This window comes from Aquaspirillum soli (assembly GCF_054781915.1).
Genome location: NZ_BAAGTM010000011.1, coordinates 70,611 through 84,472, shown reverse-complemented (window position 1 = coordinate 84,472; position 13,862 = coordinate 70,611). Strand labels below are relative to the sequence as shown.

Genomic DNA, 13,862 nt, shown 5'->3' with positions numbered 1-13,862 from the left:
TGTTGTGCAAGCACTTGATGTCCAAGCGCTTACACCTATCGGTTGTATTCTGTTAAAGATCGATCAAACAACTAAACGCTGTTTGCTGCTGCTGTGTTGCAGCGAGGAAGCGAACTATACCCACTCCCTCTCTCATCGTCAAGCGAACGTGACGAAAAAAACCTAAAAAAAAGACAATCCTCTGTTTTTATTATGATCTTTTTCTTCTGTTTTTATTAGCCTGAGGACGAGGCACTTGTTTTTTTACAAGGGTAAAGTCTATTTTCAGTTGGTCCAGATCGACACGAGCCACTTTCACCTGCAAGGTATCGCCCAAACGATAGGTTAAGCCGCTACCTTCACCGACGATGGCATGGCGTTCCGCATCGTGATGAAAATAATCTTCCCCTAGCTCAGAAATATGAACCAATCCTTCGGTGTAGATCTCGTCAAGAAGGATAAACAACCCAAAAGACGTCACAGCTGTCACCTTACCGCTGAAAGTTTCACCTAAGTGTTGCTGCATATAGTGACATTTGAGCCACGTTTCGACTTCTCGACTTGCTTCATCAGCACGACGCTCGGTCATAGAACACTGAACACCCATCTCTTGCCACTTTTTCAATGGCCGGTATTTTGTTTCATTTAAAATGGCCTTAATCGTACGATGCACCAATAAATCCGGATAACGACGAATCGGCGAAGTAAAGTGGGTATATGCCTCATAGGCCAAACCGAAATGGCCTTTTTGTTCTGGGGTATAGACAGCTTGCTGCATCGAACGCAACATGACTGTTTGTAATACTGCGGCATCTGGACGATTTTTCACTTGTTCGGCCAACTGAGCATAATCAGCGGTGGTAGGCTCATCGCCTCCTTCAAGCGACAGGCCAGACAGTTTCAAGAATGCGCGAAGATTTTTTAATTTTTCTGGTGTAGGCCCTTCGTGCACTCGGAACAGACATTTACGTTTGGCCTGCAAAATAAATTCTGCCGCACACACATTTGCTGCCAACATACATTCTTCAATCAGACGATGGGCTTCGTTACGCTGCACAGGTACAATTTTGTCGATTTTACCCTGCTCGTTAAATACAATTTGTGTTTCAACAGTATCAAAGTCGATCGCACCACGCTTTTGACGATTTGCAGCAAGCAGACGATAAACTTCAAATAGATGTTGCAAATGAGGTAACAGCGTTGGAGGTGCTTCAGCAGCCCCCTCGGTCAACCAATGCCACACTTGGTTGTATGTTAATCGTGCCTGTGATTTCATCACGGCAGGATAAAACCGATAGTGCTTCACTTTGCCTTTAGCACTTAGCTGCATATCACACACCATACACAGCCGTTCGACTTGCGGATTCAAAGAACAAATTCCGTTAGACAAAGCTTCAGGCAACATCGGAATCACTCGGCGAGGGAAATACACCGAGTTACCCCGACTAAAACTGTCTTGATCGAGGGCATCATTAGGCAACACATAGTGACTGACATCCGCAATTGCCACAATCAGACGCCATCCCTTACCTTGCCGCTCGGCAAAAACAGCATCATCAAAATCACGCGCGGTTTCGCCGTCAATCGTGACCAAAGGCAAATGTCGTAAATCTTCGCGTTCTTTTAGATCTTTTTTACGCACCTTACTTGGTGTGCTTTGTGCCTGTTCTAACGCAGCAGCTGAGAATTGATATGGCAGAGCATGTTTGCGTAGTGCAATCTCTATTTCAATACCAGAGTCACCCACATTTCCTAAAATTTCACAGACACGCCCCATGGGTTGCACATGAGGTGCCGGTTGAACCAGCAATTCAGCCACAACAACTTGCCCAACTTGGGCCAATAAGTCCGGATTCGGTTCAATCAACACATCTTGATGGATACGTTTATCTTCGGGAATCAAAATCAGCACACCGCGTTCGCTGTGCAAACGCCCAACTAAGGTTTGATGTGCCCGCTCCAGCACTTCAATAATATGGCCTTCGGTACGTCCACGCCGATCAGTACCCGCCTTTTGTACCAAGACACGATCGCCATGTAAGACTTTTTTCATCTCACGTTCAGATAAAAACCAATCTTTACCCCCTTCATCCGGTGTAAAAAAGCCAAAGCCATCGCGATGGCCGATGACCCTACCAGCGACGGCTTCTATTTTTTCTGCCACACAGACAAAACCACGGCGGTTAATCAATACTTGCCCCTCACGCGCCATAGCACGCAAGCGGCGAGTGAAAAAGACCCATTCATCCTCTGTGATCGAAAGCAAGTTACCTAACTCTTGCGTCGATAACGGCACACCACGTTCAGCTAAAACTTGTAAGACAAACTCTCGACTTGGTAAAGGAGAGGGATATTTTTGTTTTTCACGTACTAAAAACGGATCTTGTTCACGCAAACTACCTGTAGAAGATAGCAAATTATGTTTTTTTACCATTGACAGCCCCATAAAAATCCTTATAATTCGGCGTCTGTTTGTTATATCAGATTCACCGATATGGCAAACATAACAGAAAACAGCGCCCAGGTGGCGGAATTGGTAGACGCACTAGGTTCAGGTCCTAGCGCCCGCAAGGGTGTGGAAGTTCGAGTCTTCTCTTGGGCACCACGCTGTTTCTGTACCAAAATATGGTGTCGCCCAGGTGGCGGAATTGGTAGACGCACTAGGTTCAGGTCCTAGCGCCCGCAAGGGTGTGGAAGTTCGAGTCTTCTCTTGGGCACCATCAGCAAAATAACCACCGAAAGGTGGTTTTTTTACGCCTATCATTTTTGCCTTAGCGTAAAGCCCGCCATGTGACGGGCTCTGCACAGCATCATTCGCAAATTAAGCGTCTAACGCGCGGAAAATCGCATCACGAATGCCATCAACCGAACCTACACCAGGCACTTTGATGTATTTTGGTGCCGACGCATCACCGCTGCTGGCTAATTGCGAATAGAAGCCAACCAGCACCTCGGTTTGTTCGTGATACACCGCCAACCGTTTTAACACAGTCGCTTCATTGTCATCTTCACGTTGAATCAGGTCTTCACCGGTTTCGTCATCTTTACCTTCCACTTTTGGAGGATTGAATTTGACATGATAGGTACGACCTGATGCCACATGCACACGGCGACCAGACATACGCTCGACAATCTCGCTATCCGGCACATCAATTTCAACCACGAAATCAATGTCAACGCCAGCAGCACGCATCGCTTCTGCTTGAGGAATGGTGCGAGGGAAACCATCAAACAGGAAACCATTTGCGCAATCTGCGGCAGTGATACGTTCTTTCACCAAACCAATAATGATGTCATCACGCACCAAACCACCGGCATCCATAATAGCCTTGGCTTCCAAGCCCAAAGGGGTGCCAGCTTTCACTGCCGCGCGTAACATATCGCCGGTGGAAATTTGGGGAATGCCATATTTCTCACAAATGGCTTTTGCTTGCGTTCCCTTACCAGCACCTGGGGCGCCCAAAAGAATCAGTTTCATGCATTTGCTCCTGATGGTTTCTCTCTGTTGATTATTGAGTGTGTTGTGTTGCAAAAAAAGCTCGAACTCGAGCTAAATCTTCTGGTGTATCAACACCAGCGGGAGGTGGCAAGGTGATAGTTTTCACTGCAATGGCAAAACCATGTGCCAACACCCGTAATTGTTCTAATGCTTCCCACTGCTCTAATGGCGAGGGAGATAACGCCTGATACTGTCGCAGAAAACCAGCGCGATAAGCATAAATGCCGATATGTCGCAGCGCAGGGTGGGCCTTCGGCAACGCTGTAATAGGCTGGTGCATAAAAGCATCACGGGCCCATGGTATCGGCGCACGACTGAAGTAAAGTGCCTGTCCTTGTTCAGAACACACCACTTTCACCACATTAGGATTGAAAAACTCTTCCGCGTGAAAGATGGGATGCGCTAATGTTGCCATGACACAATTTGGTTGTGCCGCTAAACAGGTAGCAAGCTCATCAATCAGCGCTGGCGGCAATAGTGGCTCATCCCCCTGTACATTGATGATGATTTCATCGTCGGCCAGATGTAATTGTTCAACCACCTCGGCCAACCGATCCGTACCAGAAGGATGATGGCTGGCAGTCAAACGAACTGGTACTTGATGTGCTTCGCAAGTCGCAACGATATCAGGATGATCCGTTGCCACCCATACCGCAGCGGCAGCAGACTGCTGAGCTTGTTGCGCCACTCGTACCACCATTGGCAAGCCGGCAATATCAGCTAGAGGCTTATTGGGTAAGCGTGTCGAAGCGAGACGGGCAGGAATGACCACAAGAAAGCGGGGAAGTGTCATCGCTTAAGCCTGAGATACATTTTCATCGTCAGCCAAAGGCCGAGCATCACTTTCTAACATCACTGGGATACCGTCACGAATGGGAAAAGCCAAACGATCTGCTTTACAAATCAACTCTTGTGAGTTTTTTTGAAACAGCAAAGGTCCTTTGCATAGTGGGCAAACAAGAATTTCAAGCAATTTGCTATCCATGGTGATGTAAGGCTTTCAGTTGCTCGGTTAGCCAAGAAGCGAGGTCTGGAGAAAGCACCGCGCTGATCGGTAAAACCCATAGTTTATCATCAGCATTGGCTGATTCAGAATGTTGCTGTAGTTTGACTGCGTCTTTTTCTGTCATCAAAACACATTCTGCAACAGGTAAATCCTTCATTTTCAAAGGATGATGATCGGGGAAAGGATATTCACGACAATGCAATCCCATCTGGCCTAATGTGTTGAAAAAGCGTTGAGGATCGGCGATTCCGGCAATTGCTGCACAATCTTTGCCGATAAAATCCGCCACAACACGCTGATGAGCGGCATTTGTTAAAGCATAAAAAGGTTCGGGTTGTAACGTCATGGCAAATAGAGGGGCGGTGGTCTGTATAGCAGCCACCGGTTCACCATTAACCACCACGGCATCCACTGTTTGTAATCGCCAGCGTCCTTCACGCAATGGCCCACATGGCAATAACCAACCATTTCCCAATTGTCGCCGACCATCGATGACCAGTAACTCAAGATCACGCTGCAAACGATAATGTTGCAAACCATCATCCGATAACAGAACATCGACTTCAGGATGTGCGGCTAACAACGCCTGTCCCGTTGCCACCCGATCCCTTCCCACCCACACCGGACAACCTGTCCGCGCCAATAAGACAGGTTCATCTCCACATAGGTTCGGATCTGAATCTATCGTCACCGGCGTCGGTACCGTTGCATGGCCGCCATAACCACGACTGATGACCGCAGGCTGCCACCCTTGTTGCCGGAGAGCCGTCAGTAAATGATAGGTTAAGGGCGTTTTACCTGCACCACCAACCGTAACATTGCCAACGACCACCACAGGGACCGTCAGCCGGTAAGACGGCAACCAACGCAAACGATAGGCAAGGCGACGTCCAGCACTCATCAACGCAAACAACGCGCTAAGCGGCGCAAACACACTCGCCCAACCTGGCTGTTCGGCATACCAACGTTTCACTAGCCAATTGGCAACAGACGCCATTTAAGAATTCACCGGTGCCTGTGTGGCAAACGTAATTCGGACTAACCCTGCTTCCCGTGCTGCTTCCATGACTTGAATGACCGATTGGTGCGTTGCTAATGCGTCAGCATTGATCACTAACACAGGATTGGTCTTTCCTTGTGCTGCAGTTTTCAATGCCGCTACCAACGCTTCCCGTTGCCCTTCTGCCACTGCCTGTGGACCAATCTGATAGCTGCCCTGTGCAGTTACTGCAATATGGAGGATAGGATCAGGCGATACAGCACTGGCTGGTGCGCCCCCCTCGGGTAAGTTGATTTTTACTTCGGCAAAGCGCGCATAAGTGGTCGAGACCACCAAAAAGATCAACACCACCAGTAATAAATCGATCAGCGGAATAAAGTTAATTTCCGGTTCATCACGCTGCCGACCACGGTTAAAATTCATGAACGATCTCCGTGTAACACTTCAACCAGTTTAATCGCTTGTTGTTCCATATCGATCAACAGGCCATCCACGCGCGCGCGGAAATAGCGATAGAACATCATGCTGGGAATTGCCACCATGAGGCCAAAAGCAGTGTTGTATAACGCAACCGAGATACCGTGAGCCAGCTGTTGTGGATTTCCACCACCGGGGGTTTGTGCAGCAAAAATCTCAATCATCCCAATCACTGTCCCCAATAACCCCAACAAAGGTGCCATCGCAGCAATCGTACCAAGAGTGGTCAAGAAACGCTCCAACTCGTGCCCAACAGCACGACCAGTCTCTTCAATGGCTTCTTTGGTAATGTCTCGTGAATGTTGATGATTACGCAATCCTGCTGCAAATACCCGTCCTAAGGGTGACTCACTTTGCAAACGACCCAGAAACTCGGCGCTCGCCCCTGCTCGACGAAATTCTTGCACTGTCTTTGCCAACAAACCCTCAGGCAAAATGTTCGAGGTACGCAAACTCACCAAACGTTCGATGATAATGGCAAGCGCCACGACTGAAGCAATAATGAGCGTCCAAATTGGCCAGCCCGCTGCGTTGACTATCGACCACACAAGCCTTCTCCAAGCAATGTTAAACCTTAAACTCTATCCGCAGCAGCTAGGAAAAGACAAGTGCTGTTTGCTAAGCTTTTTTTTCGAATATTTTAAAACCAGCTCAGAATAGAGTAACCCTTTGCTGTTTAAGGACTTTTTCAGACCATCCACAATACCTGTGGATAACTTTGTGGACAACTCAAAAAACGACCGCTGAAAACCGCGACAGATAAGGAAAAACGTTAGATTGCCTACTTTATAGGCAATTTTATTTTTCTTTATAAATCAAATAGTTAAATTTAACCATTTCGCAAGTTTTCTCCCTATTACAGACGGTTATCCACAGACAAAGTGCCTGTGGATGACTTGACAAGAACAAAGTTTTTAATCTCGCAAAAACAAAGCTTAAGTTGACCCAACAAACAATTTACGTTAAACACTGCTTTTTTCAAACAAGTGTTTGGTTATGAAAATATCCGCTCGTCTATTGCGCCATATCATGAATCTGTGGCCACCCTTTTTAGGTGCAGGTATCCGTGTTACGCATCTCGCTAACGATTTCAAAACAGCCGAGGTGGTGTTACGCCTTGGCTTTACCAATCGTAACTATGTTGGTGTGCATTTTGGCGGTAGCTTATATGCGATGACCGACCCGTTTTATATGCTTTTGCTGATGCACAATTTAGGTCGAGACTATATCGTTTGGGATCAAGCAGGCAGCATAGAATATCTAAAACCCGGCACAGGCAGAGTCACCGCTTATTTTTCGTTAGATGATGATTGTTTGAATGACATTCGACAGGCAACAGCGGATGGAGAAAAACATTTGCCAGAGCTGACTGTTGAAGTCAAAAACGAGGGGGGTGAAACGGTCGCACGGGTGAAAAAGACATTATATGTGCGGAAGAAAAAAAGACAGGCATGAAAAAAACCGCTCTTTCGAGCGGTTTTTCTTGGAAACTTGGCGTCCCCACGGGGATTCGAACCCCGGTTATCGCCGTGAAAGGGCGGTGTCCTAGGCCTCTAGACGATGGGGACAGCTGGCGCATCCGGAGCGATTCGAACGCCCGACCCTCTGGTTCGTAGCCAGATACTCTATCCAACTGAGCTACGGATGCACACTAAACTGATTGTTTTGACGTTGGCGTCCCCACGGGGATTCGAACCCCGGTTATCGCCGTGAAAGGGCGGTGTCCTAGGCCTCTAGACGATGGGGACAGCTGGCGCATCCGGAGCGATTCGAACGCCCGACCCTCTGGTTCGTAGCCAGATACTCTATCCAACTGAGCTACGGATGCGCTGTCAATACAACAGTACTCTGGCGGAGAAAGAGGGATTCGAACCCTCGATACAGGTTTAAGCCCGTATGCTTCCTTAGCAGGGAAGTGCCTTCGACCACTCGGCCATTTCTCCGTTTCGAGAGAGGCGAACTATACGCACATTCGCCCCTCACGTCAACCACTCAAGCACAGAATTTTCGAATTAATTTTGTGCCTGATCTAAACCGAAAGCTTTATGCAGCACACGCACTGCCAACTCAAGGTATTTTTCATCAATCAAAACAGAGACTTTGATTTCAGAAGTCGAGATCATTTGAATATTGATCCCTTCTTCAGCCAACGTGCGGAACATGGTAGAAGCCACGCCAGTATGCGAGCGCATACCCACGCCAACGATAGAGACCTTTGCCACTTTATCATCAGCATCGATCTTGCCAGCGCCGATATGAGTCTGAACTTCTTGCAAGATACCCTGTGCACGCTGATATTCACCACGTGGTACAGTGAACGAGAAGTCGGTGGTGCCGTTATCGCCGACATTTTGGATAATCATGTCAACTTCGATGTTGGCATCGGCAACAGGGCCTAAAATTTGATAGGCGATCCCTGGCTTATCAGGCACGCCTTTGACGTTAATCCGCGCTTCATTGCGATCAAAAGCAATCCCTGATACTACCGCTTGTTCCATCTTGTCGTCTTCCTCAAACGTAATCAGCGTGCCATCGCCTTCTTCTTCAAAGCTGGATAACACACGCAATTTGACTTTGTATTTACCAGCAAACTCAACCGAGCGAATCTGCAATACTTTTGAACCAAGGCTAGCCATTTCCAGCATTTCTTCAAAAGTAATACGGTCGAGTTTACGTGCCTCAGGCACCACACGAGGATCGGTGGTATAAACGCCATCGACATCGGTATAGATTTGGCACTCATCTGCCTTCAACGCAGCGGCAATCGCTACGGCTGAGGTATCTGAACCACCACGGCCCAAAGTCGTAATCGAACCACCTTCGTCAATACCTTGGAAGCCCGCCACCACAACCACACGGCCAGCATCCAGATCTGCACGCATTTTGACATCGTCAATCGATTGAATGCGGGCTTTGGTAAAGCTGCTGTCGGTGATCATAGGCATTTGCCAACCGGTATAACTGACCGCCGGCACGCCAATATCTTTGAGTGCCATCGACAGCAAACCAATGGTAACTTGCTCACCAGTGGAGGCAATCACATCCAATTCACGAGGATCGGGATGAGCTTGAATTTCACGGGCCAAAGCAATCAGACGATTGGTTTCACCACTCATAGCCGAAACAACGACTACAACTTGATGTCCCTGCGCCTTCCACTTCGCCACGCGACGGGCGACATTCTTAATCCGCTCCGGAGTCCCAACCGAAGTGCCGCCGTATTTTTGCACGATGAGAGCCATATTGCGCGTCTCTATTCCTGAGTAAAGAAGGGTTAAAATTTGGAGCTGGCATTCTAGCTGCTAAGACGCAGAAATGATAGCGGCTTGACCATCAGCAAAAAATTGCGTACACCACAGCCTTTGTTTTTTCCAGTCATAGGAACATTTTCATGATTCGCAAGAATCCTAGCGGCCATCTCCCCCAGATTGATGCAACAGCCTTTGTCGACCCCACCGCCATTATCTGTGGCAAAGTGATTATTTGTGAGAATGTCTTTGTGGGCCCGTATGCCGTTATCCGAGCAGATGAAATTAACGCTGACGGCGATATGGAGCCCATTATTATCGGGGCAAATTCGAATATCCAAGATGGCGTGGTGATTCATTCAAAAAGTGGCGCTGCCGTGACCATTGGGCAACATACCTCGATTGCCCACCGTTCTATTGTGCACGGCCCATGCCAAGTCGGTGATCGGGTATTTATTGGTTTTAACAGTGTGCTGTTTAATTGTGTGGTCGAGGAAGGCTGCGTCGTTCGCCATAATGCGGTGGTCGATGGTTGTACTCTGCCAGCAGGGTTTTATGTACCGTCAACAACCCGTATCGGCCCCAAGACCGATTTGGATACGATTCCGCGCGTCAGTGTTGAAGCGTCTGAGTTTTCTGAAGATGTGGCACGCACCAATGTTGATTTGGTGAAAGGCTATAAGAAACTGGCGAACGAGTTCTAAACCATTCAGACTTTGCCTCTGAATTGAGAAGACAAAAAAATACCCCGCGTTGTGCGGGGTATTTTTTGCCGTTGTCCAAATTAACGCTTGGAGAACTGTTTGCGGCGACGTGCTTTGTGCAGACCGACTTTTTTACGTTCGACTTCACGAGCATCGCGAGTGACCAAGCCTGCTTCAGACAGAGTGGGTTTCAGTTCTGCCGAGAAGTCGATCAAGGCACGGGTGATGCCATGACGCACAGCACCTGCCTGACCTGTTTCGCCACCACCAGTCACATTGACCATGATGTCGAACGTTTCGAGATGATCAACCAAAGCCAAAGGCTGACGAATCACCATGCGGCCGGTTTCACGGGCGAAGTATTCATCAACCGGTTTGCCGTTGACGACGATGTTACCAGTGCCTTTCATCATGAAAACGCGAGCAACCGCGCTCTTACGACGACCGGTACCGTAGTAGTATTTACCGTTCATTCTTTATGCCTCGGAGAATCAGAAATCCAGCACTTTGGGCTGTTGCGCGCTGTGTGGATGCTCACCGCCTGCATAGACTTTGAGCTTTTTAATCATGGCATAACCCAGCGGGCCTTTTGGCAGCATGCCTTTAACGGCTTTTTCCAGCACGCGCTCAGGGAACTGGTTTTGCAGTTCGGTGAAGTTGCGCTCGCGGATACCGCCAGGGTAACCGGTGTGGCGATAGTATTTCTTATCTAACGCTTTGTTACCGGTGACGCGCAGTTTGTCGGCGTTTACAACGATGATGAAATCACCAGTGTCAACGTGTGGGGTGTACTCCGGCTTATGCTTGCCGCGCAAACGACGAGCGACTTCAGCAGCGAGACGACCGAGAACTTTATCGGTTGCATCAACTACGAACCACTCATGCTTGACTTCGTGCGGCTTGGCAGAAAAGGTTTTCATGGAACTCTTCCACTCGAAATCTTGAAAGCCGTCGATTCTATTACAGCGCCCTAAAGGGTGTCAAACCGCGATCAGGCAGCAAGCTGCTGATTTCTTCGGGTTTTTCTCAAGATCAGGGATAAAAAAAAATGTTGTGAATTCTGGGGCCATCTAAAAGCGACAATGCAAGCGCTGTATTTTTCGCAATGCAACAAATTATTGCTATTCCTTGCATAATTGTTACCAGTCAAATAAAAACTTGAACCCAAAGTGCATTTAACCAAAATTACACAAAAAAATAGCAAAAAAAAGCGCAGTCAAAGCATGACTGCGCTGAATTCCACCTTTTTAAAGGAGGATGGAGGAGACAACACCACAACGCACACCTTGCGTGAAACGTCCTGATGCGGTTTGATTATGGAAACTCTGCGCCATTTTTGCAAGCACTTTTTGTGCACTGCACTATAAAAATTTATTTTGTGGGGAATAAGGGTAAAGGTTTATGCCAATTTTTTGGCAGGAGAAAACCAAAACCACCACAAAGCAAAAACTTGTAAAACCGATAAAGAAAGAAACGTCCAACGATAGGCCACTGCCTCACCATCACCAAAACTCTGCCACGTATCAATCAAAGCCCCGAGTCCCCACTGCAAGCAAAATGCCCCTAAGAAGGCAAACACATTGATCGCGGTGTTGGCACGTCCAGACACCGTCACAGGAAAACCGGCAGCCACCAGTGAATATTGGATATTGGATAGACTGAAACAGGCGCCTAACACCACCCACCCCAAATCAGCCAATGGCCCACTGACCCAAGTGATTGCCAACATTGCCACCACGGCACACACCATCGCCCACCGGTATAAGTCCATCAAACGGATACCGCGTTGCGCCAGACGGCTAGCAAAAAATCCCATAAACAGAAAACCAGCCAACATCGCCAAACCAATCATGGTCAAGCGTTGTGCGGCTTCGGCAGCAGCCATTCCCTCTTGCACCATCATCCAGCGTGTGGCCCAAACACCTTGCACTGCCATAAAACCACCGGTGATAGCAAAAGCCATCGGTGCAAAACGCCAAAAATGGGCACTGGCTAAAATCGCTTGTAAGCCTCGCCATTGTTCAAGCAAGCCACCGCCCTGCACGCCAGTGGGCTTTTCTGGCACAAATAGCAATAGTGCAAGGCTGGAACACACGGTAATCACCGCTAGAGCGTAAAACACTTCGCGCCATGTCCATGCGGTTAACAACCACTCCAGCGGCTGGGCCGCCGCCAACGCACCTAGACCACCAGCGGCCATAATCCAACCGGTGAGCGAGGCTTGTTGTTGTGGCGGAAACCACAACACAAAACACTTAAACGACGCCATCAAACACGCCGACACCCCCAAACCAATCAACGCCCGTCCAATGGCGAGTTCAGTTAAACTGCTTGCTGCAGCAAAAATGACTGCGCCCAATGCAGCAATCAGCAATAACCCTGCCTCGACCCGACGGGGACCAAAGCGATCCAATGCCAAGCCCAACGGCAGTTGTGCAGCACCGAAGGCTAAAAAGTAGGTACTGGTTAACAGACCTAAATCGGCATCGGCTAAACCCAGCTCATGAGAAAGCAAAGGCCCAGCCACACCATTGACGGTGCGGTAGAGGTAAGACAGAAAATAGCCAAAGGCAAAGGGAAGAAATAAACGCCATGGAGAAATCGCTGGCATAGACATGAACCTTTCAACGCATATTGATGCAGAAAAACCGCAATTATGACCAAAGTATTGCAGAGATGAAATTTAGCAATTTATCTGTAAATCATGGCAATTATCAACAATAAAATTTTGAAAAAACCCATTACAATCACAACAAAAAACCAATAAAAACAAAATTAAAAGCAGAAAAAACCAACAAAAAAAGATTTTTTTTTGCAATGCTGCAATAAGATTACGCCGTTGGCGCCAACAATGCGCTTTTACCCCTCAACCTTACTGAAGACGCTTACTTATGAACACTGTGTCTCGTCGCCTCGTTTTGAATACCTTAGCAGCGGGTGTGTTGGCTGCTATGACATCTTTTGCCCAAGCCCAAGACATGAAACTGGTGTCAGTCACCGCGATTGTCGATCATCCGGCCCTCGACTCCGCCCGTAAAGGGATCGAAGACGAACTGAAAGCGCTGGGTTTTGAAGCGGGCAAAACCATGAAGTATCAATACCAAAGCGCACAGGGCAACCCTGCCACCGCTGGTCAAATTGCCAAGAAATTTGTGGGTGATAAGTCTGATGTGATTGTTGCGATTGCCACCCCGAGCGCCCAAGCAGCGGCAGCCTCAACCAAAACAATTCCTGTCGTGTTTACCGCAGTCACAGATCCTGTTGCGGCTAAATTGGCAAAAGATTGGAAACCCTCTGGCACCAATATCACTGGGGTGTCCGACAAATTGACGCTGGCTTCGCAAGTTGATTTGATCTTGAAGGTAAAACCCAACGCCAAAAATGTCGGGATGGTGTATAGCCCCGGTGAAGTGAATTCGGTCAGCGTGGCAAAAGAACTGAAGGCCGAATTACAAAAACGTGGCTTGCAACTGGTCGAGGCCGCTGCCCCACGTACTGTCGATGTGGCACCAGCAGCAAAAAGCCTGATTGGTAAGGTCGATGTGATCTACACCTCGACAGATAACAACGTCGTTTCCACCTACGAATCGTTAGTGCGTGTCGCTTCCGATGCCAAAATTCCATTGGTTGCAGCGGATACCGATTCGGTAAAACGTGGCGCTAGCGCAGCCTTGGGGATGAACTACTACGATATGGGTCGCCAAACCGGTCGTATTGTGGCCCGTATTCTGAAAGGCGAAGCCCCGGGTAGTATTGCGCCACAACTCGGTGATAAAGTCTCGTTAACGGTTAATCCAGAAGCAGCGAAAAAGCAGGGCAACCCTCTGCCAGACGCGTTGCTGAAGGAAGCCAAAGAAGTGATTAAATAACTTCTTTCTCGTGGGCAGTGTAAGCCGCTGCCCTGTTCGACTTCACCGCGCCCAATCCGGCGCGGTATTTGTTTTTTTAA

The 13,862-nt window shown here is 48.3% G+C and carries 14 protein-coding genes and 7 tRNA genes; 5 read left to right on the top strand and 16 right to left on the bottom strand.

Annotation, left to right across the window (positions count from 1 at the left end):
- Positions 1-190: 190 nt before the first annotated feature.
- Positions 191-2,413: a ribonuclease R gene (gene rnr, locus ACYVJG_RS10250; protein WP_460430961.1), complete on the bottom strand. Its 2,223-nt coding sequence runs from the start codon at positions 2,411-2,413 to the stop codon at positions 191-193.
- Positions 2,414-2,497: 84 nt separating this feature from the next.
- Between rnr and ACYVJG_RS10245 the strand changes: the two genes are divergently transcribed.
- Both ACYVJG_RS10245 and ACYVJG_RS10240 read left to right on the top strand, forming a co-directional pair.
- Positions 2,498-2,584: transfer RNA gene (locus ACYVJG_RS10245), tRNA-Leu, on the top strand.
- 28 nt (positions 2,585-2,612) lie between these two features.
- A tRNA-Leu gene (locus ACYVJG_RS10240) sits at positions 2,613-2,699 on the top strand.
- A gap of 101 nt (positions 2,700-2,800) precedes the next feature.
- Here ACYVJG_RS10240 and adk read toward each other — a convergent pair.
- The 6 genes from adk to ACYVJG_RS10210 are packed head-to-tail and all read right to left on the bottom strand — an operon-like array spanning position 2,801 to position 6,509.
- A complete protein-coding gene (adk, locus tag ACYVJG_RS10235; RefSeq protein WP_022654789.1) occupies positions 2,801-3,457 on the bottom strand; it encodes an adenylate kinase in 657 nt (218 codons plus the stop codon).
- Positions 3,458-3,488: 31 nt separating this feature from the next.
- Positions 3,489-4,271 (bottom strand): 3-deoxy-manno-octulosonate cytidylyltransferase, encoded by a 783-nt coding sequence (kdsB, locus tag ACYVJG_RS10230; protein ID WP_460430960.1) that lies wholly within the window; start codon positions 4,269-4,271, stop codon positions 3,489-3,491.
- 3 nt (positions 4,272-4,274) lie between these two features.
- Positions 4,275-4,463: a Trm112 family protein gene (locus tag ACYVJG_RS10225; protein ID WP_022654791.1), complete on the bottom strand. Its 189-nt coding sequence runs from the start codon at positions 4,461-4,463 to the stop codon at positions 4,275-4,277.
- Entirely contained in the window at positions 4,456-5,481 is a 1,026-nt protein-coding gene (gene lpxK / locus ACYVJG_RS10220) for a tetraacyldisaccharide 4'-kinase (protein WP_460430959.1), read from the bottom strand. The genes ACYVJG_RS10225 and lpxK overlap by 8 nt, the downstream gene beginning before the upstream one ends.
- Positions 5,482-5,907 carry an ExbD/TolR family protein gene (locus tag ACYVJG_RS10215; protein ID WP_022654793.1) on the bottom strand — a complete coding sequence of 142 codons (426 nt, stop codon included), beginning with the start codon at positions 5,905-5,907 and terminating at the stop codon, positions 5,482-5,484.
- On the bottom strand, positions 5,904-6,509 hold the full coding sequence (locus ACYVJG_RS10210) for a MotA/TolQ/ExbB proton channel family protein (RefSeq protein ID WP_460430958.1): 606 nt from the start codon (positions 6,507-6,509) through the stop codon (positions 5,904-5,906). The genes ACYVJG_RS10215 and ACYVJG_RS10210 overlap by 4 nt, the downstream gene beginning before the upstream one ends.
- Positions 6,510-6,957: 448 nt before the next feature.
- Between ACYVJG_RS10210 and ACYVJG_RS10205 the strand changes: the two genes are divergently transcribed.
- Positions 6,958-7,416, top strand: a complete 459-nt coding sequence (locus ACYVJG_RS10205) for a DUF4442 domain-containing protein (RefSeq protein WP_460430957.1) — start codon at positions 6,958-6,960, stop codon at positions 7,414-7,416.
- 37 nt (positions 7,417-7,453) lie between these two features.
- Here ACYVJG_RS10205 and ACYVJG_RS10200 read toward each other — a convergent pair.
- The 6 genes from ACYVJG_RS10200 to ACYVJG_RS10175 form a co-directional block, all read right to left on the bottom strand.
- A tRNA-Glu gene (locus tag ACYVJG_RS10200) sits at positions 7,454-7,529 on the bottom strand.
- 3 nt (positions 7,530-7,532) lie between these two features.
- Positions 7,533-7,609: transfer RNA gene (locus tag ACYVJG_RS10195), tRNA-Arg, on the bottom strand.
- A gap of 24 nt (positions 7,610-7,633) precedes the next feature.
- Positions 7,634-7,709, bottom strand: a tRNA-Glu gene (locus ACYVJG_RS10190).
- Positions 7,710-7,712: 3 nt separating this feature from the next.
- A tRNA-Arg gene (locus ACYVJG_RS10185) sits at positions 7,713-7,789 on the bottom strand.
- A 21-nt stretch (positions 7,790-7,810) separates the two neighbouring features.
- Positions 7,811-7,904: transfer RNA gene (locus tag ACYVJG_RS10180), tRNA-Ser, on the bottom strand.
- A gap of 69 nt (positions 7,905-7,973) precedes the next feature.
- Positions 7,974-9,203, bottom strand: a complete 1,230-nt coding sequence (locus ACYVJG_RS10175) for an aspartate kinase (RefSeq protein WP_460430956.1) — start codon at positions 9,201-9,203, stop codon at positions 7,974-7,976.
- Positions 9,204-9,352: 149 nt separating this feature from the next.
- On the opposite strand from ACYVJG_RS10175, the gene ACYVJG_RS10170 reads away from it, so the two are divergent.
- Entirely contained in the window at positions 9,353-9,913 is a 561-nt protein-coding gene (locus tag ACYVJG_RS10170) for a gamma carbonic anhydrase family protein (RefSeq protein WP_460430955.1), read from the top strand.
- Positions 9,914-9,993: 80 nt separating this feature from the next.
- On the opposite strand, the gene rpsI is transcribed toward ACYVJG_RS10170, so the two are convergent.
- The 3 genes from rpsI to ACYVJG_RS10155 all read right to left on the bottom strand — a co-directional run bounded on the left by rpsI (position 9,994) and on the right by ACYVJG_RS10155 (position 12,524).
- Positions 9,994-10,386, bottom strand: a complete 393-nt coding sequence (gene rpsI / locus ACYVJG_RS10165) for a 30S ribosomal protein S9 (protein WP_460430954.1) — start codon at positions 10,384-10,386, stop codon at positions 9,994-9,996.
- Between the two features lie 18 nt (positions 10,387-10,404).
- On the bottom strand, positions 10,405-10,833 hold the full coding sequence (gene rplM / locus ACYVJG_RS10160; protein WP_022654623.1) for a 50S ribosomal protein L13: 429 nt from the start codon (positions 10,831-10,833) through the stop codon (positions 10,405-10,407).
- 479 nt (positions 10,834-11,312) lie between these two features.
- Positions 11,313-12,524: an MFS transporter gene (locus ACYVJG_RS10155; RefSeq protein WP_040399711.1), complete on the bottom strand. Its 1,212-nt coding sequence runs from the start codon at positions 12,522-12,524 to the stop codon at positions 11,313-11,315.
- Positions 12,525-12,804: 280 nt separating this feature from the next.
- Here ACYVJG_RS10155 and ACYVJG_RS10150 point away from each other — a divergent pair, with 280 nt between their 5' ends.
- The gene (locus ACYVJG_RS10150) at positions 12,805-13,782 is read left to right on the top strand and encodes an ABC transporter substrate-binding protein (RefSeq protein WP_460430953.1); all 978 of its coding nucleotides are present in this window, start codon (positions 12,805-12,807) and stop codon (positions 13,780-13,782) included.
- The last annotated feature ends 80 nt before the right edge of the window (positions 13,783-13,862 follow it).